Origin of the sequence: Paenibacillus sp. FSL R5-0341, from assembly GCF_037975235.1 — a bacterium.
In the GTDB taxonomy this organism is placed as follows: Bacteria; Bacillota; Bacilli; order Paenibacillales; family Paenibacillaceae; genus Paenibacillus; species Paenibacillus amylolyticus_A.
Genome location: NZ_CP150241.1, coordinates 749,878 through 775,052, shown reverse-complemented (window position 1 = coordinate 775,052; position 25,175 = coordinate 749,878). Strand labels below are relative to the sequence as shown.

The window sequence follows — 25,175 nt, the reverse complement described above, 5'->3', positions numbered from 1 at the left end:
GGAATTCATTTTACGTGTGAAATGAAAAAATCCGCTACCCGCGAAAACATCACATTTTCTCCGGACACCGGACTCCAAGAAATACGTATCCCTCATTTGGGCATGCCAAAAGGGGGCTTGCTGTCCGCATCTGGTTGCATGCGACTCTCAGCCGTATCTCCTCGTAGTCCGGAAATTTACGGTTCCCGGGTAGATACTTCCGGGCCCTATTCCCGGCGTTATACGAGCAAATATCTATTCAAACCATCTTGATTCATTTTGATATATCTTGTTACACATTTCGTTCCTACTCGACCTTATTCTTACCTGATCGACACATCTAACATTCTAACAATCCCCTACAGCTAATGTCAACTTAAAGACGAACATTTAACATATTGACAAATATAATGTTCGGGAATTGCTTCATTAATTTCGCTTAGTCATCCATTTCATCCCATAAAAGAAAGCCGGCTCCTCTTCAATCTCTCGAAGACAACCGGCTTTTTGCTCTCTCGTGCATGCACACTTCATTCACTATTTTACGATCAGTACTGGAACCTGAGCATGCTGCACCACATTATGACTGACACTACCCAGGACAAATTCCCGAATTCCGCCTAGTCCGCGGCTACCAATGATAATGATATCAGAATCATTTTCTTTGGCAAAATCAAGCAACACTTCCGCAGCCGCTCCTTGAATCAGGTCTACGTTGGCCGTTACACCAGCAGCCTGAATTCGTTCTTTCGCTTCATCCGTCGTCTGCACCGCCAGATTGTAATAGTCATTATTAAGCGAAGGCGGCAATGGAGCTAACCCTTCACCAATGAATACACGCGGGAAATCAAAAGCATGAATAACATCCAATACAGCATCCGGGGACACTTTAGCTAGCTCAATCGCACGATCGAGTGCTTTATTTGAAGCTTTGGAACCATCATAAGCCACTAATATTTTGGAAAATAACATGTGAATCCCGTCCCTTCCTTTATATGTAGAGCACGCGAAGCAAGCTTCGGTCTGACATGCAATAAACTAACAGAACCATATAACTCCTTAAACATCCCGGAGTCACTATGAACCATTTATACGAATGAATTTACATATCAGACAAATTACTGATTACCATTTCACATGAATTCATTGAATAAAGTAACCATAGATTACGGCATTCAGGAACAACAACAACGGAATGCCAATGGTGAAGCTGGGATGTTTGGTTTTATGCCTTTTCCGATACATCGCGATCCAGACTCCCAAAGCACCACCAATAAACGCAAGCAAAAACAACGTCCGTTCAGGTGTACGATCACGACGTTGCTGTGCACGCCTCTTATCATCCGACATCACCAGATAACCAACTACATTAATAAATAGAAACCACAATATAAGTCCGGTTTGCATATAATTCTAGCGATCCCCCTGTCCCGGGACATCTCCCTGTCTCCATTATAATCCTCATTAGAGACATGTTCAACGCACCGGTAGGGAACCGCAAGTTTGTGTAAGAATGGTAACCTCGCGCTGACTCTAGGACTCCTGTTTGGGAATACCGTTCAGGCTTGGCGCTCTTTTGGCTGCTTTATCCGGACGCACAGCGATACTCTCTTCCCGAATACTGTCTTTGTTTTGCTGATTATGGATTTTCTCTGGTTTGTTATGCGGCATGTAGGTATCACCTCCTTGGCTTACGTTGCCTGAAAACGAAGGATCTTATACGACTTCACATAGATGAGTAGAGAAAAGTTATAGTCAGTCCTTTTGAAGTAAATGAGTACATCATTCGTATGGCTCGTACCGCACGAGGCACGATCTCAACTACCTCAAGCGTGTTACTGCCCTTTTTTCTCCATAGCCGCCTTCAGCAGATCACCCAGATTGGAGCCAATCGACTCTTGCTTCGCATACTGCTTCACCAATTTTTGCTGATCGCGTTTGTTCACATGCTGTTTGTCCTTATCCAAAGTCTCTGTAATACCACAAGGAAGACACTGCACGTATAGTCCCGCCTTACCTTCTTTGATTTCCATCTTTTTGTGGCACTGTGCACAACGTCGATTGGACAGTCTCTTCTCTGCCGAACGACGATACCCGCAGTCCTCGGTAGGACATACAAGGAATTTACCGCGCTTGCCCTTCTTCTCCAGTAATCGTGCATTACAGTCCGGGCAATGGCTATTCGACACATTATGTGGCTTATACTCCGCTTTGCTGCCTTTTACCGTAGACACCAGCTCTTTTGCCATGGATCGGATACTATCCAGAAACGGCCCCGGTTTCCCTTGCCCACGAGCGATGCGTTCCAGTTCAGCTTCCCAGCGAGCAGTTAGATCCGGTGTACGAAGCTGCGGAGCAGCCAGTTCAATCAACTGTTTTCCTTTGCCAGTCGGGTGCATGCTGTTGCCTTGACGATCTATTGTATCGGAACTGACCAGCTTCTCGATAATATCCGCACGTGTAGCCGGAGTGCCGAGTCCATGCTTCTCCATTTGGGAAAGCAAAGCGGCTTCGGTATACCGTTTGGGCGGCATCGTCCGTCCACTTTTAATATGGCAACGCTGAACCGTTACGGACTGTCCTTGCTGCACATCTGGCAGAAGCGCACGCTCATGGTCTGCTGCATCGTCAGCCCGGTCATCGTCATCATCGCTGTAATCGCCGCCGTATACTTCACGCCATCCACTTTCTTTCACCGTTGTACCTTTGACATGGAAGGAGTCGTTCCCCACCTGAACCGTGATCGCTACCGAATCATACTTCGCTGCTGGATAGAACAGGCTTATAAAACGACGTACGATCAGATCGTACAATTTGCGTTCCTCCGGATTCAGTTGATTCAGAAGCACCGTTTGCTCCGTAGGGATAATTGCATGGTGATCGGTCACTTTGCTGTCATCCACAATACGTTTCGTGATATTCAGATTTTTACGCAGCAAAGGACGTGCCAGAGAGGCATAAGGTCCAATGGCTACACTGTCCAGACGTTCTTTCAATGTAGCTGTCATATCGGAAGTCAGGTATCGGCTGTCCGTACGTGGGTACGTTACGAGCTTGTGCTGTTCATACAGACGTTGCAGGACATTTGATGTTTGCTTCGCAGAGAAACCGTATTTCCGGTTGGCATCCCGTTGCAGTTCCGTCAGATCATATGCAAGTGGATGAGGCTCTACCTTCTCGCTTTTCTTCACTTGGGCAATTGTCCCCTTGCGCCCGTCTACCCGTTTCTTCAATTCCTGCGTTTCCTGAGGGTCAAAGATTCGTGAATCTCCCCCATTTGCCCGCCACACAGCCTGAAAACCTCCCAAATCTGCCGTTAACGTCTCATACTCCTGCGAGCGGAAACCGTTAATTTCACTTTCTCTGTCCATAATCATACCTAATGTCGGAGTTTGAACCCGTCCAGCTGATAACTGCGCATTAAAACGAACGGTTAACGCACGGGTTACGTTAAGCCCAATCATCCAGTCGGCCTCCGCCCGGCAACGTGCAGATTCATAGAGACGGTCGAACTGACTGCCTGGCTTCAGCGATGCAAATCCGTCTTTGATCGCCTTATCTGTCTGGGATGAGATCCACAGGCGTTTAAAAGGTTTTTTCCATCCCGCCATCTGCATGATCCAACGAGCCAGCAATTCTCCCTCACGTGCCGCATCCGTCGCAATGACAAGTTCACCCACATCCTGACGCTTCATCAGCTGCTGTACTGCTTTATATTGATGGTTGGTTTCCTTAAGCACCTTCAGCTTCGTACGTTCTGGCAGAATGGGCAGGTCCTCCAGATTCCATGTTGCATACTTCTTGTCGTAATCCTCCGGTTCAGCTAATCCAACCAGATGTCCAAGCGCCCAGGTAACGATATATTTCGGGCCTTCCATATAACTTTTATGTTTATCACGCGCACCCATAACTCTGGCTATTTCGCGTGCTACAGACGGTTTTTCTGCGAGTACCAATGTCTTCACTTCATATCTCTTCCTCTCTGTAATGCCTTATGTCTCTTCTATTCCTATCTTTTCATTATATCATTTCATGGTAAAGGTATGCTCTGTCATCTCTCTTTCCTAATCTGTTTGCATCATGTAACCTCATGTTTAATCACAATGTCGTATGTATGTCATATTTTATTACACATAGGAGATTAGTAGTTTTCCTGAGTACACGGAATCAGAAGCATCAATAAGTATTAACACGGTACAGTATTGATGTATACGTTTTTTTGGATAAATATAAACATTGTAAGTTTACCTAACATGACTATACAATGTGTCAAAAGCATAGAAACAGAATCGCTGCTACAACACATCAATGAGACACAGGAAGGGAGCGTGGATGCATGACTTATCATGGATCTGTATTGAAAAAAAGTGGAGCTTTGTTACTGGCGGGAGCTGTTGTTGCCACAACATGGGGAGGAACGGTGCCTTCGGCATTAGCTGCATCGGCAACGCCTACGAGTAAAACAACAGTTGCTGCGGTATCCAAAGGCAAAGCCCCTGCTACTCCGGCAGCATTTATTCAGGCCATGGAAGAAGCGGCTACACTTGCAGGTGTTCCTTTTACCATGGACAAGCTCTCTGGCACAACCGTACAACGTAAAGATGCTGCTGTCGCCTTGCAACAATGGCTCGAACTTGATTCGACTTCCGAATCATTCAAGGATGTCCCGGATGAAGCCACTTTCGCAGGTGCTGTTGGTGCATTGAACACTGCGGGATTGATGAAAGGTTATACGGAATCCCTCTTCCTTCCAAACGCTGTACTTACGGAGAATGACCTCTCCATATTGAAAGATCGCATTTATAACTACATAAAACCGTTTGTGCTGGAGGAAGCAACCATCATGGATCTCCAGGCTGCAATGACGCAAGGAAAACTGACATCAAAAGAGCTGGTTCAGAAATATCTGGACCGCATTGAGAAATACGATGATCAAGGTGTAAGCATCAACGCCGTATTAACCCTGAACCCGGATGCACTCCAAATTGCGGAGCAATTGGATGAAGAACGTGCAGCTCAAGGTGCTCGCGGACCTCTGCATGGCGTTCCAATTCTGGTGAAAGACAATTTTGATACCAATGACATGCCTACAACCGCAGGCTGTATCTGTCTGAAAGATTCCGTCCCTGCTCACGATGCTGAACAAGTGAAGAAGCTCAAAGCAGCTGGCGCCATTATTTTGGGCAAAACGAACCTGCATGAATTCGCATTCGGCATCACGACATCCAGCTCATTGGGTGGACAAACACTGAACCCTTACGCCCTGGACCACTATCCAGGTGGCTCAAGCGGTGGAACAGGTGCTGCCATTGCATCTAACTTTGCCGCAGCCGGCATGGGTACAGACACTGGCGGTTCGATCCGAATCCCGTCCAGCTTTAACAGCCTTGTGGGTATCCGTCCAACCATCGGACTGTCCAGCCGTGAAGGCATTATCCCATTGGCTTTGACACAGGATGTAGGTGGACCTATGGCTCGTACGGTTAGTGACGCTGCAATCATGTTAGATGCTACAGCCGGATATGATAAAAAGGATGTCGCTACAGCTTACGCGGTTGGAAAAATCCCTTCCAGCTATACAGACTTCTTGGATGTAAACGGACTGAAAGGTGCACGCATCGGTGTGGCCACAGAACTCATCCCAAGTACCAAAGCTGAAGAAAAAGCCGTTGCTGACGTGATCAACACCGCTGTGGAAGAACTGAAGACACTAGGCGCTACCGCAGTTCCCATTTCCATCCCGAACTTGACTGAGATCAACAAATATCCAAGCCTTAGTGGATATGAATTCAAGTTCCAACTAAATGACTATCTGGACTCATTGGGCGCAGATGCTCCCTATCACAGTCTGTCCGAGATCATCGCTTCCGGAGAGTTCGACAAATCTCAGGAGCAATCCATGAAGACTCGGGATGCACGCCAAACATTGGAGACTACCGAATACAAGGACATCGTCCTGAAACGTACCCAAGTTACACGTGAGTCCCTGCTGAAAGTTATGGCAGACAATAACCTGGATGCCATCATCTATCCTACATCTACACAAGCCGCTGGCGTGATCGGCGAAGGTCAAACATCTGGTGGTAACAACCGTCTGAGTCCATTCTCCGGCTTCCCGGCGATCACTGTACCTGCCGGTTTCACAACCGATGGATTGCCCGTAGGTATGGAATTCCTGGGTCGTGCCTTTGATGAAGGAACCTTGATCAAGCTAGCTTATAGCTACGAACAAGGAACTCATCACCGCCAAGCTCCTAAGCTTACGCCGTAAAATATTTATGGGGTTAAGCAATTCTTGTTAACACAAAAAAATAAGATGCATTCATATCACTTTTTTTGAAACGAGTTAACCCACTAAAGAGACCACCCTCTTCATGACTACATGAAGTCTGGGTGGTCTCTTTTATTTCCCCTATTTTACTTTATGTTGCATACGTCGTATGTTATTTATTACTGAACCCTGTCCGGCACGCCCCATTTCAGCACCAAACCTGCGTACGTCAGACCACCGCCAAAGCCAAAGAGAGCTACGCTCTGTCCTTCTTTCAACTTCCCTTCATCCACTGCAATCTGTAGCGCCAGCGGAATGGAAGCGGCAGATGTGTTCCCACGATACTCAACACTGGTTAAAGTACGTTCCAAGGGAACCGGTCCACGTTCGCAAACAGCCTCAATCATTCTCATGTTAGCACTGTGTGGGACAAACCAGTCAATCTGCTCAGGGCTTAATTCAGCTTTTGTTATAAGCTTACCCAATTGCTCTGGAATCGTCCGTACAGCCCACTTATAGATCTCTCGGCCATTCTGAACTAAACAACCTTCGCCCTGTAAAGGCACACCATTCATCTCTGAAGACAAGCCACTCTTATAGAGATGTACACCGCCATCTCCATTCGTACCTGATATGGCTGCCATAAAGTCACCTTCAGCACCCGCTGATCTCTCCACTAAGAAGGCTCCCGCTCCGTCACCAAACAATACACAAGTCGTGCGGTCTGTATAATCCGTAATTTTGGATAATGTCTCTGCTCCAATAACCAATACTTTGCGGTACATTCCACTGGTCACCAGACTGTCAGCTAGCTGTAGCCCATAAGTAAAACCTGCGCATGCAGCATTTAAATCCAGTACACCCGTGTGTGGGATCTTGAGATTAGCCTGTACTCTGGATGCCGTACTTGGGAAAGCATATTCAGGTGTACTTGTAGCCACAAGGATCATATCCACATCTTCTATACTTACTTGGTAACGGCGTATCATGTCTTCCACAGCCTTCGTAGCCAGGTCAGATACAAACTGATCTTCAGCTGCAATTCTTCGTTCTCTCATACCTGTACGCTGTACAATCCATTCGTCACTTGTCTCGACCAATTTCTCCAGATCAGCATTCGTTAATATTCGATCCGGTACATACGTCCCCATTGCCGTGATGGTTGCCTTTGATTGATGATTCATACCGGTGATCACCTCACTTGTTTTTTACCATTATAGCACTAAGTCTTAGTACTTGGTACTAATTTTATTAAAAAAATATTCATTATCAATTACCCTTAATCACGAGAGCTGTGGCATCGAGTTCTGATGAGAAGACACTCGGATCTGGTAGTGGACGTGAAGAATCTCTAAATTAAATCATTTCTTCTATTTTATTGAAAATAAAGAATCCTTACTAAATAAGGATTCTTTTAGCCATTTTTTTGTCGACACGCTTTCCCATTACACACTTTACTCCTCACAAGTGAACCTGCTAAGAAATTTTGAACCTTTTTTATTTATGGGATAGTAATTACAGCAATGGTTGATGGATAACCACTAAAAGTATTAAATATTAAGGTTACTTTATTGGTTGTATATTCGAACAAACTTGAGGTCACGACAGCAGTTACAACATACTTACCATTTAAGTATTTCACATAACTAGGTTCATGCAAATTATCATTCCCATCACCTGAAGGATCGCTATCATAAACGCCTCTAAAAGCCTGGTGAATATGAATATTGGTAAACTCATACTTCTCATGCAAATAATCCGAAATAGGTACCGTCATATAGATCGAAGCTTGTTGGTCATTATACTCTGCATCATAAATGTGATCGATACTTTCAATATCATACAGCATCGTGATCTCTAGACTATTATCATATGAAATCTCCACGAGGTATTCATTCTCATATACAATTCCATCGTAAATTAGTTGACTCTTATTTTTAGCTAAATCATTTAAAATAGCATCCGCAATTGCTTTCCTAGCAGAGCTAGTATTTTTAGAAGGTGTTTTTGTTTCTAAAGTTTGATCAGGTGTAGCATTAGAATTGGATGTTGCTATGTATATTGTATTCTTTTTTATAGTAATATTTGCACCAGTCGCTTCACTTACTAGACGCAACGGTACAAACATTTTCCCTTTCACAAGTCGTGGCGCAACCTGCAAGGTAATCAAGCTACCATTGACGATCGCTTGCTTTTTCCCTAAGGTAAGCTCTATTGTTAAGCCTTCTTTCATTGCTGTGACGGTTTTAGTAGCATTATTCCACTGATAAAGCAAATCTAGCTTTTGAAAAATCGGAGTAAACTGCACTAACGTTGTACCCGCCGTTTGTATAGGGTCAACCTCAAATTTTACCTTTTCACCATTTACTAAAATTGGTATCGCTGTTGCCGCTTCAGCCTTCTCTTGTACAGCAGGTAAGCCAAGCATAGTAATTACTAGCACGAATGTGAAGCAATATATCACTAACTTTCTCATTCCTCAGTCCCCTTGTTATCATGTTTAGGTAGATAATAGCTCCCTTTAGCTTATATCGGTATTATTAATGGAATAATTAACAATCCATACTCAATTATACAAAAAAGAAAAAAGCTATTTATAACTCACACAAGTATTATAGTTGAACGATCAAAACACAAATAAAAAAAGACACACTCGATATCATCAAGTGTGTCTTCCTATTGCTTGGCGGCGTCCTACTCTCCCAGGACCCTGCGGTCCAAGTACCATCGGCGCTAGAGGGCTTAACGGTCGTGTTCGGGATGGGTACGTGTGGAACCCCTCCGCCATCGCCACCAAACGCATAGCTTACATTTCAGAGTTGTTGTTCTCTGAAAACTAGATTCGAAACGAAACACGCGAATTACAACTTGCATATTTGGATAAGCCCTCGACCGATTAGTACTGGTCAGCTCCATGCATTGCTGCACTTCCACCCCCAGCCTATCTACCTCGTCGTCTTCAAGGGGTCTTACATACTGGGAAATCTCATCTTGAGGGGGGCTTCACGCTTAGATGCTTTCAGCGTTTATCCCGTCCGTACATAGCTACCCAGCGGTGCTCCTGGCGGAACAACTGGTACACCAGCGGTACGTCCATCCCGGTCCTCTCGTACTAAGGACAGCTCCTCTCAAATTTCCTACGCCCACGACAGATAGGGACCGAACTGTCTCACGACGTTCTGAACCCAGCTCGCGTACCGCTTTAATGGGCGAACAGCCCAACCCTTGGGACCTACTTCAGCCCCAGGATGCGATGAGCCGACATCGAGGTGCCAAACCTCCCCGTCGATGTGGACTCTTGGGGGAGATAAGCCTGTTATCCCCAGGGTAGCTTTTATCCGTTGAGCGATGGCCCTTCCATGCGGTACCACCGGATCACTAAGCCCGACTTTCGTCCCTGCTCGACTTGTAGGTCTCGCAGTCAAGCTCCCTTATGCCTTTGCACTCTTCGAATGATTTCCAACCATTCTGAGGGAACCTTTGGGCGCCTCCGTTACTCTTTAGGAGGCGACCGCCCCAGTCAAACTGCCCACCTGACACTGTCCCCGCACCGGATTACGGTACCAGGTTAGAACCTAGATACGATCAGGGTGGTATCCCAACGTTGCCTCCACGCAAGCTGGCGCTCACGTTTCAAAGGCTCCCACCTATCCTGTACAGATCGTACCCAAATTCAATATCAAGCTGCAGTAAAGCTCCATGGGGTCTTTCCGTCTTGTCGCGGGTAACCTGCATCTTCACAGGTATTAAAATTTCACCGGATCTCTCGTTGAGACAGCGCCCAAGTCGTTACGCCATTCGTGCGGGTCAGAATTTACCTGACAAGGAATTTCGCTACCTTAGGACCGTTATAGTTACGGCCGCCGTTTACTGGGGCTTCGGTTCACAGCTTCGGATTGCTCCTAACCACTCCCCTTAACCTTCCAGCACCGGGCAGGCGTCAGCCCGTATACTTCGCCTTACGGCTTCGCACAGACCTGTGTTTTTGCTAAACAGTCGCTTGGGCCTTTTCACTGCGGCCCCCTCGTGCTATTCACACTACCGGGGCACCCCTTCTCCCGAAGTTACGGGGTCATTTTGCCGAGTTCCTTAACGAGAGTTCTTCCGCGCGCCTTAGAATACTCTTCTCGCCTACCTGTGTCGGTTTGCGGTACGGGCACCATCACCTGGCTAGAGGCTTTTCTTGGCAGTGTGAGATCATGACCTTCGCTACTGTAATTTTCACTCCCCATCACAGCTCAGCCTTACAATGTGCGGATTTGCCTACACATCAGCCTTACTGCTTAGACGGACATCCATCAGTCCGCGTCACTACCCTACTGCGTCCCCCCATTGCTCATAACGGCTTACGGTGGTACAGGAATTTCGACCTGTTGTCCTTCGACTACGCCTTTCGGCCTCGCCTTAGGTCCCGACTTACCCTGAGCGGACGAGCCTTCCTCAGGAACCCTTAGGCTTTCGGCGGATCAGATTCTCACTGATCTTTTCGTTACTCATACCGGCATTCTCACTTGTATAATGTCCAGCGCTCCTTACGGTACACCTTCAACCCTTATACAACGCTCCCCTACCCCTGATGCAAAGCATCAAGCCATAGCTTCGGTGGTGTGTTTAGCCCCGTTACATTTTCGGCGCAGAGTCACTCGACCAGTGAGCTATTACGCACTCTTTCAATGGTGGCTGCTTCTAAGCCAACATCCTGGTTGTCTGTGCAACTCCACATCCTTTCCCACTTAACACACACTTGGGGACCTTAGCTGATGGTCTGGGCTGTTTCCCTTTTGACAATGGATCTTAGCACTCACTGTCTGACTCCCGGAAGTAAGTCTATGGCATTCGGAGTTTGACTGAGCTTGGTAACCCTTGCGGGCCCCGCACCCAATCAGTGCTCTACCTCCACGACTCTGTTTTCCGAGGCTAGCCCTAAAGCTATTTCGGGGAGAACCAGCTATCTCCGAGTTCGATTGGAATTTCTCCGCTACCCCCACCTCATCCCCGCATTTTTCAACATGCGTGGGTTCGGGCCTCCAGTGCGTGTTACCGCACCTTCACCCTGGACAGGGGTAGATCACCCGGTTTCGGGTCTACGTCCACGTACTACATCGCCCTATTCAGACTCGCTTTCGCTGCGGCTCCGGCTCTTCACCTTAACCTTGCACGGGAACGTAACTCGCCGGTTCATTCTACAAAAGGCACGCCATCACCCCTAAAACGGGCTCTGACTTTTTGTAAGCACACGGTTTCAGGTTCTATTTCACTCCCCTTCCGGGGTGCTTTTCACCTTTCCCTCACGGTACTGCTTCACTATCGGTCGCTAGGAAGTATTTAGCCTTGGCAGATGGTCCTGCCGGATTCATACGGGGTTTCACGTGCCCCGCACTACTCGGGATCCGTCTCGGAGGGAACAGACTTTCAATTACAGGGCTTTTACCTTCTTTGGCGGGCCTTTCCAGACCTCTTCGCTTAACCGGTTCCTTTGTAACTCCATGTGAGACGTCCCACAACCCCAAAGAGCAAGCTCTCTGGTTTGGGCTTCTCCGCGTTCGCTCGCCGCTACTGACGGAATCACTATTGTTTTCTCTTCCTCAGGGTACTTAGATGTTTCAGTTCCCCTGGTATGCCTCTACACAACCTATGTATTCAGTTGTGAGTAACTGGAAATTACCCCAGCTGGGTTTCCCCATTCGGACACCCCCGGATCAAAGCTTGCTTACAGCTCCCCGAGGCAGTTTCGTTGTTCGCCACGTCCTTCATCGGCTCCTAGCGCCTAGGCATCCTCCGTGTGCTCTTAGTAGCTTAACCTCGTGCTCCGGTTTCGACTGCTCGCTTCCCTTGGTTTGCTTGCGCAAAGCCAAAAGTCGCTCCCACCCGATACCATCGTACGTGCAATCTACCTTATAAAAACACTTCACTTGTTTACACAAGATCAGCTTAAAGGAATGTTCTAATTCGCGTTTGTTTCGTTTCGATATCTAGTTTTCAAAGAACAAGCTCCATGCAAAAGCAAGCTGTTTGAGAGTTTGAGCTCTCAAAACTGAGCAACGAGTGAGTGTTTTGTAGCTTAGCTACATATTTGAATGTTTCCGTTGCAGGAAACGATTCTCCATAGAAAGGAGGTGATCCAGCCGCACCTTCCGATACGGCTACCTTGTTACGACTTCACCCCAATCATCTATCCCACCTTCGGCGGCTGGCTCCTTGCGGTTACCCCACCGACTTCGGGTGTTATAAACTCTCGTGGTGTGACGGGCGGTGTGTACAAGACCCGGGAACGTATTCACCGCGGCATGCTGATCCGCGATTACTAGCAATTCCGACTTCATGCAGGCGAGTTGCAGCCTGCAATCCGAACTGAGACCGGCTTTGTTGGGATTGGCTCCATCTCGCGATTTCGCAGCCCGTTGTACCGGCCATTGTAGTACGTGTGTAGCCCAGGTCATAAGGGGCATGATGATTTGACGTCATCCCCACCTTCCTCCGGTTTGTCACCGGCAGTCTATCTAGAGTGCCCATCCGAAATGCTGGCAACTAAATATAAGGGTTGCGCTCGTTGCGGGACTTAACCCAACATCTCACGACACGAGCTGACGACAACCATGCACCACCTGTCTCCTCTGTCCCGAAGGAAAGATACATCTCTGTACCGATCAGAGGGATGTCAAGACCTGGTAAGGTTCTTCGCGTTGCTTCGAATTAAACCACATACTCCACTGCTTGTGCGGGTCCCCGTCAATTCCTTTGAGTTTCAGTCTTGCGACCGTACTCCCCAGGCGGAGTGCTTAATGTGTTAACTTCGGCACCAAGGGTATCGAAACCCCTAACACCTAGCACTCATCGTTTACGGCGTGGACTACCAGGGTATCTAATCCTGTTTGCTCCCCACGCTTTCGCGCCTCAGCGTCAGTTACAGCCCAGAGAGTCGCCTTCGCCACTGGTGTTCCTCCACATATCTACGCATTTCACCGCTACACGTGGAATTCCACTCTCCTCTTCTGCACTCAAGTCACCCAGTTTCCAGTGCGATCCGGGGTTGAGCCCCGGGATTAAACACCAGACTTAAATGACCGCCTGCGCGCGCTTTACGCCCAATAATTCCGGACAACGCTTGCCCCCTACGTATTACCGCGGCTGCTGGCACGTAGTTAGCCGGGGCTTTCTTCTCAGGTACCGTCACCTTGAGAGCAGTTACTCTCCCAAGCGTTCTTCCCTGGCAACAGAGCTTTACGATCCGAAAACCTTCATCACTCACGCGGCATTGCTCCGTCAGGCTTTCGCCCATTGCGGAAGATTCCCTACTGCTGCCTCCCGTAGGAGTCTGGGCCGTGTCTCAGTCCCAGTGTGGCCGATCACCCTCTCAGGTCGGCTACGCATCGTCGCCTTGGTGAGCCGTTACCTCACCAACTAGCTAATGCGCCGCAGGCCCATCCCCAAGTGACAGATTGCTCCGTCTTTCCAGTTCTCTTCAGGCGAAGAAAACAACTATTCGGTATTAGCTACCGTTTCCGGTAGTTGTCCCAAACTTGAGGGCAGGTTGCCTACGTGTTACTCACCCGTCCGCCGCTAACCATCAGAGAAGCAAGCTTCTCATCAAGTCCGCTCGACTTGCATGTATTAGGCATGCCGCCAGCGTTCGTCCTGAGCCAGGATCAAACTCTCCAATAAAGTATTGAAAAGAGCGATAAGCTCATTTTGAATCTGACGAGATTAAAAATCTCATTTGTGCTCCAGCCGATTCAAGCCAAGGCTTGTTTCAAACTTTCGCGTTCATTCTGCAAGCAGAATGTTTACTCACTCGTTGTTCAGTTTTCAAAGATCAAACTTGTTTCGTTTACCGAAGTTGTTCTCTTCAGCAACTCTTATATATTACCATGTCCGAACCAACTTTGCAAGCTCTTTTTTTAAGTTTCTTTCGAAGCTTATTTCATTCGCTTGCCGCACCATGTAAACCGTGTTTTCTTGGCCGGACTTAGAATATACCATGTACAGATAAGTAACGCAAGTCTTTTTTTAAAAAACATTAATCCTCTATAAAACAAGTATCCTTTAGTCCTTTTAACAAGTATCTCCTTATAGCCGTCCAAATCATACATCTGCGCACTTCCTTTGACGAATCGGAGCAATTAACTTACATGCGCAAAAGGTTCCCCGTATACTCCCTATCCAATTATAAAGAAACTCATGTTGTTTAGAGTACAGACTCATCAGGTTATAGAAACTTATTAACCGATGATTTCATTGGATAAACAACTAACACATCATAGATCATTATATTCATTCCTTCTATATAGAAGGAAAACATTTTTGGAATTCTTTTATCCCAAGAAAAGAATACAAAAAAAAGCGAAAGCTCCGGGTCTAATCCCGTGGCTTCCGCTTCTTTCATTTATAAGATAAGAAACGTATCTCAGATAGCTCTTCGTTACACCTAACGGACCCTTACTCCCCGCCAATAAATACGTATCGACAGATTACGATGATCGCTAGGATCCACATGAGCCAGTGAATTTTCACTTTGCGCTCTGTCACCAAGTTACTGAACACCGCCAGAATCACATAAGATACGATACCAGCAGAGATTCCGTTCGCAATTCCGCCTGTGAAAGGCATCAATACAATGGTAAGGAACGCTGGGAAAGCTTGCAGGAAATCATCCCACTCGATGCTGCGCACTTGACTCATCATAAGCACACCCACGATGATCAATGCCGGAGCCGTTGCAGCGGATGGGACAACTAGCGCAAGTGGCGCGATAAACAGGGCCAAAATGAACAGCAAACCTGTCGTCACGGAAGTCAGTCCTGTACGTCCACCTGCCTCAACACCTGAAGCACTTTCAACGTATGCAGTAATGGTACTTGTACCCAGTGCAGCACCTGCGCTAACACCAACTGCATCGACGAGCATCGCTTTACCGATGGTTTTCTCGCCTTTTTTCTTATCCTTCATAATGCCCATACGTGTTGCAGTACCTACCATCGTACCGAACGTGTCGAACAATTCAACGAAGGTAAAGATGAAGATAATCTCAAACAATCCGAGACTGATAGCACCTTTCAAATCCAGCTGTCCTACCGCAAGATCACTGAAGTTAGGCAACCAGCTTGCGCCTGAAAGACCACTGAGATTCGTAACGCCCATCGGAATACCAATCAGCGTTGTTGCTACGATCCCGATCAATAGAGCGCCTTTGATGCGCATAACCATCAATATAGCAATAAGGAGCAAACCAATCAGTGCAAGCAATGCATCATGATGCGTTATAAAGTTCCCTAATGATAGATTAAAGCTGCTACCTGGAATCGGCTGACTCAGATCTGCGTCTGGTGCAACATTAACTGTTACAGCCACGAGATTAGCAAGTTTGAAACCGATAATGGTAATAAAGAGACCGATACCTACCGTAATGGCCATTTTGATCGACTGCGGAACTGCAACAAGCAGCATTTGCCGAATCTTCGTCACGGTTAAAATAATGAACACGATACCGGAAAGGAATACCGCTCCGAGAGCAGCTTGCCAAGTAATCGCTCCATTCGAGCTTAGAACGACAGTCATGAAGTACGCATTCAATCCCATACCTGGTGCGAGCGCGATCGGAATATTCACGAACAATCCCATAATAATAGTCATTAATCCGGCGCCGACGGCTGTTGCAAAGAATACTGCATTATCCGACATCCCCGCCCCGGCTTGACCCAAGAACAACGTATTCACAAAAAGAATGTACGCCATTGTCATAAACGTAGTGAGACCCGCAACAATCTCCGTTCTAACGTTTGTTCCGTTTTCTTTTAATTTAAAGAAACGATCCATAATTCACTAACTCCCCCTTAGAGATGTTGAAGCCATATTGAAAAACGACAAATGACCCTGATGAAGATTCTTCACCCAGGGTTCAGCTGACAAGGAGCGGCACGATGCCTTTACTAAGAACAAAAAAAATTCTAATGTGCGGTGATGTCCCCGCAATCATGTAGAATTCATGTGCTTAGCCTTCTCCTCTTCGTAGCCAGATCATTAGGGTGATCTCGTAGAGACTCCCGAGCCAATTCTCGGGATTATACGAATTAGTATGCGCTATTTGTTTGTTTCCCATCACTATTTTAGGAGGGCAGTATGTTTTTGTCAATGAGAAAAACGAATATTAATCTCACAATTATATAATATCGTTCGTATTATTTAACAGATTGAACCAGTTCAGCGGTTTACAACCCAATTGAATACGCTTTTTTCGATGAGATCTCAAGGGAATATGTTCATTCTGTCAGACTGAAAGATCAGCAGATTAATATAAAAAAACTACCCTGATCAAAGGGCAAGAAGGCCTCTGATCAGGGGATGTTGATCTTGGAATAACGATGTCTGGTATTCCGAAATCATATAATGATTAGGTATATGGAGCAATTTGCGACATGTTCCGGAGCTACTTTTTACCGGATCAGTCCTATGTTAATTAAATCTCTGTCTGCGGAGCATCCTGTATCTCTTGTCGATCCTGATTCGTGTTCGTTGTTACGTCAGAGGATAACTCTTGGTTTCTGGTCTGATCGGAAGAAGCATCCGCTGCCTCTAAGTTCACAAATGGAAAGTCCCCCGAACCGGAAGCCAGGTCTTGCACACCTGAACCGCATCCTGCCAGCATCACCATCAGAAACGCACTTCCTATGCCCATCTTCCATTTGCTCATATAGTCGGTTTTACGCATACATTCAGTTCTCCCTTCAGTAGCCATATAGCCTTTAGTATGTACTTATTGTACAGGCTGGACCTGAAAGGGTCATGAAGTGAACTTTAAAATGGGATGAAATTGCAGACTCCAATCAAGTATCAGGTAGAGGCTAATTATTTTGATCTAATGAAAAGTTACTGACTACCTCTACAAACTTAACTATCATTATAAAATTACCGATATAAAACAAGAAAATTACGTATTATGGATGTTATGAGATGTATTTCGGAAAAAAATTAGTTATGGGAGTGTTGTCTTTTCTATTGATAGCGGGATGTCTTTCTGGCGCTGTCGTAGCAAAGGATTCGAAAGCCAAGGGGTTTTCTATTGATGTAACAAGCAATTCAACCCTAATACCTGGTCAAGGTATTTCGGTGAACGTTGGAATTCTCAACCCTGGCGCCCCTCATGAAAAGGGAGACGTCCAATCAGCGACTATCGTTTTGAGCTATGATGAGAATATTTTTACAACGGATGAAGCTGAAGTACTACGGTTTGACGAAACACTAGGAAAATACATATGGAGAGACGATGCCTTTATCATTCCTACCGACTATTTTGAATCCAAGGATTACACGATCCAAAATCCAGAACCCGCAGATCTTGACCCTAATGACGGTAAACAAGAAATTATTATTTCGATTTCAGCCAAAAATGGTAAATCGATTAGTTCTTCCTCCGGCGAAGCATTTATATCTTTTTATCTAAAAACTAAAGAGGACAGTTTGAATAAACAAACGTCTATTGAAGTTTTACCTGCTATGACTCTCTTGGTAAATCATACTGGAGAAACAATTCAGAGTTATAACACAACACCAGCAAATATCTTCGTTTCTATGCCAAAGAACATTTTCGTTGTTGCAGGGACAATGCGACCTGACTTTCTACCATTCATTTTCAGTTTAAATGATGGCAACGAACTGAATGCACTTGCATACTTTGAAAATGGAGATGCTGTCTATGTAACGGATATGGTCACATGGCATTCAACAAACACAGAAGTATTACAGCCCCATGGAAACGGCAACATTCAAGCTGTAGGCTTAGGAACCGCCTCAGTAAAGGTCACATTCGGTTCTATAACTGGTGAGAAGAAGATTAAAGTTGTAACACCTGCTACTGCCGCCATAATGAATGCAGAGCCTGAGCCATATGCTACCGTAATTAGATCAGATTCCAAGCCAATAGAAGTACAAGTTATTATAAATGGCAAAATAATTGCAGATTCAGGTCGCATCGTTAGTGGGTCAGTATACATTCCTTTACGTGCTATCAGCGAATCCTTCGGTGTTGTCGTAGGCTATGATTCCTCCAAGAAGTTACCAGTGCTCTATGGCAGTCCCCTGACACAGTCCAGAAATATCTCGGGAACTTCATATGTTAAAGCAAAGGATCTCCCGTCTCTTCTTGGCGCAAACATTAAATGGAGCAATGCAACTAAGAAATTGTATATAGATTATCCTTCCAAACCTTAATACTTAACAAAATAGCTTGAGCACAAAAAATACTCTTCTCTATTTGCTGAAATTCACAGATAGAGAAGAGTATTTTAATTATACATTTAAATTTATATTACGTCCTACTCCCACTCGATCGTTGCAGGTGGTTTGGAAGTTACGTCATAGACGATACGGTTTACGTTATCCACTTCGTTAACAATCCGTACGGAGATTTTCTCCAGCACATCCCAAGGGATACGTGCCCAGTCTGCAGTCATACCATCAATGGATGTTACGGCACGGATACCTACAGTGTAGGAGTACGTACGTGCATCACCCATAACGCCGACACTCTTCATGTTCGGCAGGGCTGTGAAGTACTGCCAGATTTCGCGGTCGAGACCGGCTTTGGCAATCTCTTCGCGCAGGATGTAGTCTGAATCACGAACGATGGTAAGTTTCTCTTCAGTAACCTCACCAAGAACACGGATCGCAAGACCCGGACCAGGGAACGGCTGACGGTGAACAATTTCGTCCGGCAGGCCACACTCGGTACCGACTTTACGTACTTCATCCTTGAACAGCGTGCTCAGTGGCTCGATCAGTTTAAAGTTCATGTCTTCAGGCAGACCGCCCACGTTGTGATGGGATTTGATCGTCTGTGCAGTCGCTGTACCACTTTCCACGATGTCCGTGTAGAGTGTACCTTGCGCCAGGAATGCAAAATCATCGAACTGCTTGGACTCTTCGTCAAATACGTAAATAAACTCGTTACCGATAATTTTACGTTTTTGTTCTGGATCATCCACGCCAGCAAGCTTGGACATAAAGCGCTCCTGTGCATCGATTTTGACAACTTTCATGTCGAATTTGCCGACAAACGTCTCCATTACACTTTCTGCTTCGCCTTTACGCAACAGACCGTGGTCGATAAACATACACGTCAGTTGATCACCAATGGCTTTGTGAAGCAATGCAGCTACAACGGAAGAATCTACACCGCCGCTAAGCGCACACAGCACTTTGCTGTCGCCCACTTTTTCACGAATGTCTTTGATCGTGTCGTCGATGAATGTCTCCATCGTCCAGTTGCCTTCGCAACCACAGATTTCGAACAGGAAGTTACGAATCATGTCGTTACCGCGAACAGAGTGACGTACCTCCGGATGGAACTGAACAGCATACAATTTACGCTCATCGTCGCTCATGGCAGCGATTGGCGCACTTTCCGTGCCTGCATCCAGTTTGAAACCTGGAGGAAGTGTAACCACGTGGTCACCGTGACTCATCCATACGGTATGTTCGCCTTCAATGCCTTTTGCCAGTGTAGACCCAGCAGCAAACTCAAGGTCTGCTTTACCGTACTCTCGCTTCTCGGAACGTTCTACTTTACCTTCAAGCTGTTGAGCCATAAGCTGCATTCCGTAGCAAATACCGAAGATCGGCAAGCCCAGATCATAAACACCTGGGTCCACGTGTGGAGCGTTCTCAGCGTATACGCTGGACGGACCACCCGAGAATACGATTCCTTTTGGTGCCATTTCTGCGATCTTTTCCGCCGGTGTATTATACGGCAAAAGCTCGCTGTATACGCCAAGATCCCGGATTCTTCTGGCGATTAACTGGTTGTATTGGCCCCCAAAGTCAAGGACAACCACAATCTCATTCTGCTTATTCATAACCGTGCCTCCCTCAATTCAATGAAACTAATTATACGCAACGACAAAACATACCGTCAAGGAAAGGCGAAACTCCTTTTTTCGACATCTCAAAACAAAGGTTACCGAATGTCTCTGAATATGAAATTCCGGATAGAAAGTTTGTCAGCAAGATGATGGATCAGGTGTATGATCGTGGAAAGACGCCTCGTTCTCAGCATAGTGAGAAAGGCGTCTTATGTATGGCATGCAACGATCAACAAACACTGCACAGTAAACCATAGAATAGATATGCCCGTGGTGAGCATCATCCGTCAACAACCTGCCAAACTGTATCGGAAAGCGATAGCGAGAGATAACTCCACGGCAGGTTGTGTGGCGTCCTTGTTGTAACATCCCTGTGTTACAACGCCTGCAATCGCCGGGCCAGACGAAGCGCCCGGCGCAGGAAGTCCAGACTGTCCGCGCGCAGCGGACGGTCTGGCCCGTACAGCAGCCGTTCCCAGTCGGCTGCAAACCGCGCGATGACCGCGCCGTCCACGCCTGCGGCCAAAGCCGGTGACGCTGCATATTCACGCAGCGTCATGCCCGGCGGCCGCGGGCCGTACCGGCGCGCGAGCGCGGCCCAGACCGGAGCGGCGGCACCTAGCAGCCGCTCGCGGTCTGGAAAGCTGCTGCGTGGCCACGCCAGCAGCAGTCTGATCCGCAGCGCGGGGCGTAGCCGCCGCATGCGGACCGTGGCAGCGGCGCCCAGCAGGGCCGCTGCCACAAGGGCTGCCGCGAGCCATGGCTCCGCGGCAAAAGCCCGTGCGCGGGCGATCAGCCATGCGCCCGCGTAAGCCACTCCGCCGCCCATGTACGGCGGAGTCTCCGCAACAGGCTGCGGCCCGGCGAGCGCTGCTGCATCTTCGCCCACGCCTTGCGCCATGGTGAAGCCTGGCGTGGCCTCGAACGGCATCCAGCCTGCACCCGGAAAATACACTTCTACCCAGGAATGTGCATCTCCTTGGGAAATGATGTACTGACCGGGTATTTCCGGGTCAGCTACGCCCGAGCCAAAGCCTTTCACCCAACGTGCGGGAATTCCCTCTGCACGCAGCAGCACAATCATGGCTGTCGAGAAATGATTACAATACCCCTGCCGTGTGACGAATAGAAAATCGTCCACAAAATCTGTTCCTCGCGGTGGCATACGGGTATCTAACGTGTATTCCGCATGAGCAGCCAGATAAGTTTTCACGGCTTGCACAGCGTCATAACGCGTATCACTTCCTTGCATGATTTCCTTGGCGAGACTCTTCACTCGACCCGGGAGTGTCGCGGGTAATTGCAGATATGTTCTCCGAATAGAGGCCGGATCTTTCCCTTTATCCGTCTCCCCAAGCTGACGTAACTGTTCAGGCGATGCCACTGGAACCATGATGTCCGCTGTATAATGTTTAACCGTCTTATCATTCCCGGAGCCTGCGAGCCACAACGTTGCGGAATCTCGATTAGACAGCAAAGAGAGCAAGTTCTCCTGATTATCCTTATTCTTATCCTGGAACGATACGTTAACCGGTATGCCCCCGGTAAAAAGTGGATTCGGTCCCTTCCACTCTCGCTGCATCGTAACGGTTTGACGAATGCGACTCCAATAGGTTGGATTCTCCCATCCATCTGTTCGCAGCAATCCGGCCGGACTCGCCATTTCGAAGCTTTGACCAGGATCACTCCAAGTACTACCGTTATAATATGAACGGGTCTCTCCCCGCCAATACGTCACTTCCGGACTTTTCGCCGTAAAAAAGATGGAATTGCCCTGCACCAAAGGTGCTCCCATTGGCGCATCCGCTGTGCTATATCCAGTGACCGCTGTTGCAGCAGGGATACTATTGTTCTGTGTATAACCTGCCCAGCGAGCTAAGCGTTCACCCATCTGTTCCAGGGATATGCGTTCCGGTTGAGGTATGGAAGCGAACTGACCAGGTAATGCAGAGCAAAGTACCATACCTGCAGAAGCCACAATGGTTACAACACTCCAACGACCATAGGGACTGCCGCGATAACTCGGGGTAGTTACTCCTCCGTTAAGACGAAGTAGCTGAAGCAGCGCCTGAATAAGAATAATCCATAGGACAGACCTTATCACTGAAGCATATACATCCAGCCCAGCAAAGGATTCAAGCAGAAGCAAATAGAGCACCGTTGCACTGCCAAACAGCATAACGCTACGACGGTGCAATACAAGGGATTGTACCGAAGCCATGAGCATGCTCCAGCCGCACATCATGAACAAACCTCTCGTTTCTGTACTAATCGAATGAAATCGCCAGTTATTCATAAACGTGTCCATATCCGCTGAAAGTATTCCCGGGTATGCAACTGCCCAACGGGCAGGATCACTTCCTCCGTACATCAGACATAGCGCAGCGAGTGCAATGACCAATCGGATCAGTACTCCCGTGACCCAGCCTGTACGAATTAACCCCGCGAGCAGCAAAGCTCCCGTTAATCCCGCCATCACGGACAAGAACCGTTCACTGCCCTGCTGATTCGATGACGTCACAGGATATATCCATTCCAGAGACAGTATGAGTAAAATGGCTGAAATAAAAAATTTGTACAGGACAGGTACTGCAACATGACCTTCATCCTTTACATCGGTAACCATTGTCTGGTTCACAGCTTGATATATAGAATGAGCCGATCCCATATTGGCTTCTACGGACTCCCTGTCTACCGCAGTAGAATTCGGTCGATCGTTTCCATTATGCTCCCACATCCGTTACCTCCGCCTTTCCCATTGAAGATAACGCGCTCTCTGTCACCGAATGGATCGGCACCCCGCTGTGACGAAGCTGCTCCAAACTCAAACTGTCATATCCCAATCCATTCATCGACCTATTGGTTGATCCTAACTCTGTGGATTCAGTCAGCTGCACCTCTACGCGATAACCCAACCCGATTGCAGACATGATCCATTCTGCCAGAACCTGATCCAGCTTACCTGTGAGAACCACAATACGAGACCCGCTCGCCAATCTATCCAGCATCTCCGTGCGGAGCGAAATCGAGACAGATTCTGCCTTGGATATTCGTGCCCCCGCAAGCTTGTCCAGTCCATGATTCTCATCATTCGTATGGAATGGTCCCTGTTGCCTGTAATCTTGTGGGTCATAGCTCTTATTGCCACCTTCCATCCACAGATGATAAGGAATGTCATCCCGTTCAGCGGTATGAACCCAGCGGGCAGCTGTACGAACCACACGTTCAAAAGCAGGTGAATCCAAGATCCCCGCCTGTTTCACGTCATAACCCGACGCGGCTTCATATACAAGGATGCCCAGCGAAGCTAAATCTGTGGTTTCGGGCAAAAAGGTCTGAAGTCGACCCGTTTTGGCTGTACTTTTCCAATGAACACGTCCCAGCGGATCCCCTTGCTGATATTCACGGAATTCAGGACTACGGTTTCCCTGACTGTTTCTTCGTTCAGACAGCGTCCCTTCGATCATCGCTGCGAATTCTACCGAATCTCCCTTCCCCCAAGCCGTTGCTTGAGGAACAACAATCAAGGGCGTGTCACCTGTGGTCTCTGCGGATAGCGTATTCCAGCCAAAAATATCTCCCCAGTACAATCTTCCGGTATCCCATCTATAGACTCCTCTGCGTAAACCAGAACATTCATATTGATAGGTAAATTGACGCCGTGTTCCCGGAAAAATCAATTTGCGATGAACACCTGCAGGTGTGTTCTCACACAGTACGATCCATAACAATGGAATACGGCATTCGAATTCCAGCTCGACCAGAACCCGCACCTGATCGCCTGCCTCAATCCGGTTCGTGTGCATTTTCCGATGGATGTGAATACGCCGTGGTCTGAACCAATGGAGAAGCAGACCTCCTGTGAACATCAAGAAAGCCATAATGGATAGAAACAACGCCGCTCTGCCCCCATGCCACTGATACAAGGAAGCGAAAGCCACCACCAAGACAGCACTCAAAATCCGTTGTCCCAGAGCAGTCATTGCCTGCGTCCCCTTCCCTGTGATGCCATTTGTACAGGTACCGGGACCGATGACAACGCTTCTTCAATGACTTGTACTTGCCCCCAAATCTCCGCTCTGTTCTGGGCCTTTAATTGAATACGATGGGAAAGAACAGGCACAGCCACCTCTTTGACATCATCCGGAATGACATAGCTGCGTCCTTGAAGATAGGCAAATGATTGCGCAGCAGCCATCCAGGCCAATGTTCCACGCGGGCTGATGCCCAGTCTTACCGCCGGAAGGCTGCGAGAGGCCACAGCAACTGCCACCAGATACTGTTTAACGACCGGATCAACATGTACCTGTTTGACTTCACGCTGCATGGCTACGACCTCTTCAGCAAGCAGGACAGGGCGAAGCTCATCAAGCTCTTCTCTACCTTGCATGCGGGTTAACAATTCCAGTTCCTGCTCTGGATCGGGATACCCCAGTCCAATCCTCATAATAAATCGATCCAGCTGCGCTTCAGGCAGACGGTACGTACCCTCGAACTGTAACGGATTCTGTGTAGCCAGCAGAAAGAATGGGCGTGGCAAGGCATAGGTTGTGCCATCAACCGTAATACGTCGTTCCTCCATTGCCTCCAGCAGGGCAGACTGAGTGCGGGGTGAAGCCCGATTTATTTCATCAGCCAGTACGATGTTGGACATGACGGGTCCGGGCCGAAACTTGAATTCAGCTGTATGCGGGTGGTAGATTGAAGTGCCCGTAACATCTGCCGGCATCACATCGGACGTGAACTGAATCCGGCCCATGGAGCAATCCAGCGCAGAAGCAACAGCACGAACCAGCATCGTTTTCCCAGTACCCGGTACATCTTCGAGAAGTACATGGCCTCCACTGAGCATTGCAGTGAGAACATAACGAATCTCTTGTTTTTTGCCAATAATCACACTTTCAACACGCTTCATGACTCTGTTTAGCAATTCAACCGCATGTTCATGTTCCATTCGAATATAAGACATTTCTCCTATTCTCCTTCCGTCCATCAGCATTTCTGAGCCATAGTAATCTATGATTCAGTGTTGCCCAGAAGTAGAGAGAATAGTCCTGCAAGAATGACTTTCT

14 protein-coding genes, 3 rRNA genes and 2 riboswitches are annotated in these 25,175 nt (G+C 47.5%); of the genes, 2 read left to right on the top strand and 15 right to left on the bottom strand.

All coding sequences use genetic code 11. The features are described from left to right. Nucleotides 1–144: 144 nt before the first annotated feature. A riboswitch (purine riboswitch) is annotated at nt 145–246 on the bottom strand. A gap of 270 nt (nt 247–516) precedes the next feature. From MKX75_RS03615 to MKX75_RS03600, 4 genes are all read right to left on the bottom strand, one after another. Continuing rightward, nucleotides 517–951, bottom strand: coding sequence for a universal stress protein (locus tag MKX75_RS03615; protein WP_062836206.1), 435 nt, complete (start codon nt 949–951; stop codon nt 517–519). Between the two features lie 171 nt (nt 952–1,122). Then, nucleotides 1,123–1,386, bottom strand: a complete 264-nt coding sequence (locus MKX75_RS03610) for a DUF1294 domain-containing protein (RefSeq protein ID WP_017690702.1) — start codon at nt 1,384–1,386, stop codon at nt 1,123–1,125. A 126-nt stretch (nt 1,387–1,512) separates the two neighbouring features. Further along, on the bottom strand, nt 1,513–1,650 hold the full coding sequence (locus tag MKX75_RS03605; protein ID WP_017690703.1) for a hypothetical protein: 138 nt from the start codon (nt 1,648–1,650) through the stop codon (nt 1,513–1,515). A gap of 164 nt (nt 1,651–1,814) precedes the next feature. Further along, complete coding sequence (locus MKX75_RS03600; RefSeq protein WP_076333438.1) at nt 1,815–3,944, bottom strand: DNA topoisomerase III; 2,130 nt, start codon at nt 3,942–3,944, stop codon at nt 1,815–1,817. 371 nt (nt 3,945–4,315) lie between these two features. On the opposite strand from MKX75_RS03600, the gene MKX75_RS03595 reads away from it, so the two are divergent. Beyond that, nucleotides 4,316–6,250, top strand: a complete 1,935-nt coding sequence (locus MKX75_RS03595; RefSeq protein WP_076333439.1) for an amidase family protein — start codon at nt 4,316–4,318, stop codon at nt 6,248–6,250. Nucleotides 6,251–6,429: 179 nt separating this feature from the next. Here the strand turns inward: MKX75_RS03595 and MKX75_RS03590 are convergent, their stop codons facing one another. From MKX75_RS03590 to MKX75_RS03560, 7 genes are all read right to left on the bottom strand, one after another. Further along, nucleotides 6,430–7,434: a ketoacyl-ACP synthase III gene (locus MKX75_RS03590; RefSeq protein WP_076333440.1), complete on the bottom strand. Its 1,005-nt coding sequence runs from the start codon at nt 7,432–7,434 to the stop codon at nt 6,430–6,432. Between the two features lie 317 nt (nt 7,435–7,751). Beyond that, nucleotides 7,752–8,726, bottom strand: a complete 975-nt coding sequence (locus MKX75_RS03585) for a copper amine oxidase N-terminal domain-containing protein (protein WP_076333441.1) — start codon at nt 8,724–8,726, stop codon at nt 7,752–7,754. A gap of 205 nt (nt 8,727–8,931) precedes the next feature. Next, nucleotides 8,932–9,048 (bottom strand): 5S ribosomal RNA (gene rrf, locus MKX75_RS03580). Nucleotides 9,049–9,126: 78 nt separating this feature from the next. Next, a 23S ribosomal RNA gene (locus tag MKX75_RS03575) occupies nt 9,127–12,052 on the bottom strand. Between the two features lie 307 nt (nt 12,053–12,359). Further along, nucleotides 12,360–13,912: ribosomal RNA gene (locus MKX75_RS03570) — 16S ribosomal RNA — on the bottom strand. The 16S, 23S and 5S rRNA genes sit together here, the layout of an rRNA operon. A gap of 774 nt (nt 13,913–14,686) precedes the next feature. Further along, nucleotides 14,687–16,063: an NCS2 family permease gene (locus MKX75_RS03565; RefSeq protein WP_062837576.1), complete on the bottom strand. Its 1,377-nt coding sequence runs from the start codon at nt 16,061–16,063 to the stop codon at nt 14,687–14,689. 173 nt (nt 16,064–16,236) lie between these two features. After that, nucleotides 16,237–16,336: riboswitch (purine riboswitch) on the bottom strand. 367 nt (nt 16,337–16,703) lie between these two features. After that, nucleotides 16,704–16,955, bottom strand: a complete 252-nt coding sequence (locus MKX75_RS03560) for a hypothetical protein (RefSeq protein WP_076333820.1) — start codon at nt 16,953–16,955, stop codon at nt 16,704–16,706. Between the two features lie 242 nt (nt 16,956–17,197). Here MKX75_RS03560 and MKX75_RS03555 point away from each other — a divergent pair, with 242 nt between their 5' ends. Further along, nucleotides 17,198–18,454: a hypothetical protein gene (locus MKX75_RS03555; protein ID WP_339168443.1), complete on the top strand. Its 1,257-nt coding sequence runs from the start codon at nt 17,198–17,200 to the stop codon at nt 18,452–18,454. 104 nt (nt 18,455–18,558) lie between these two features. Here MKX75_RS03555 and guaA read toward each other — a convergent pair whose 3' ends face one another. The 4 genes from guaA to MKX75_RS03535 form a co-directional block, all read right to left on the bottom strand. After that, nucleotides 18,559–20,097 carry a glutamine-hydrolyzing GMP synthase gene (guaA, locus tag MKX75_RS03550; protein WP_062837579.1) on the bottom strand — a complete coding sequence of 513 codons (1,539 nt, stop codon included), beginning with the start codon at nt 20,095–20,097 and terminating at the stop codon, nt 18,559–18,561. A gap of 382 nt (nt 20,098–20,479) precedes the next feature. Then, the gene (locus MKX75_RS03545; RefSeq protein WP_339168441.1) at nt 20,480–22,840 is read right to left on the bottom strand and encodes a transglutaminase domain-containing protein; all 2,361 of its coding nucleotides are present in this window, start codon (nt 22,838–22,840) and stop codon (nt 20,480–20,482) included. Further along, a complete protein-coding gene (locus tag MKX75_RS03540; RefSeq protein WP_076333824.1) occupies nt 22,827–24,086 on the bottom strand; it encodes a DUF58 domain-containing protein in 1,260 nt (419 codons plus the stop codon). Before MKX75_RS03540 ends, MKX75_RS03545 begins: the two co-directional genes overlap by 14 nt. Continuing rightward, the gene (locus MKX75_RS03535; RefSeq protein ID WP_062837582.1) at nt 24,083–25,072 is read right to left on the bottom strand and encodes a MoxR family ATPase; all 990 of its coding nucleotides are present in this window, start codon (nt 25,070–25,072) and stop codon (nt 24,083–24,085) included. Before MKX75_RS03535 ends, MKX75_RS03540 begins: the two co-directional genes overlap by 4 nt. Nucleotides 25,073–25,175: the final 103 nt, after the last annotated feature.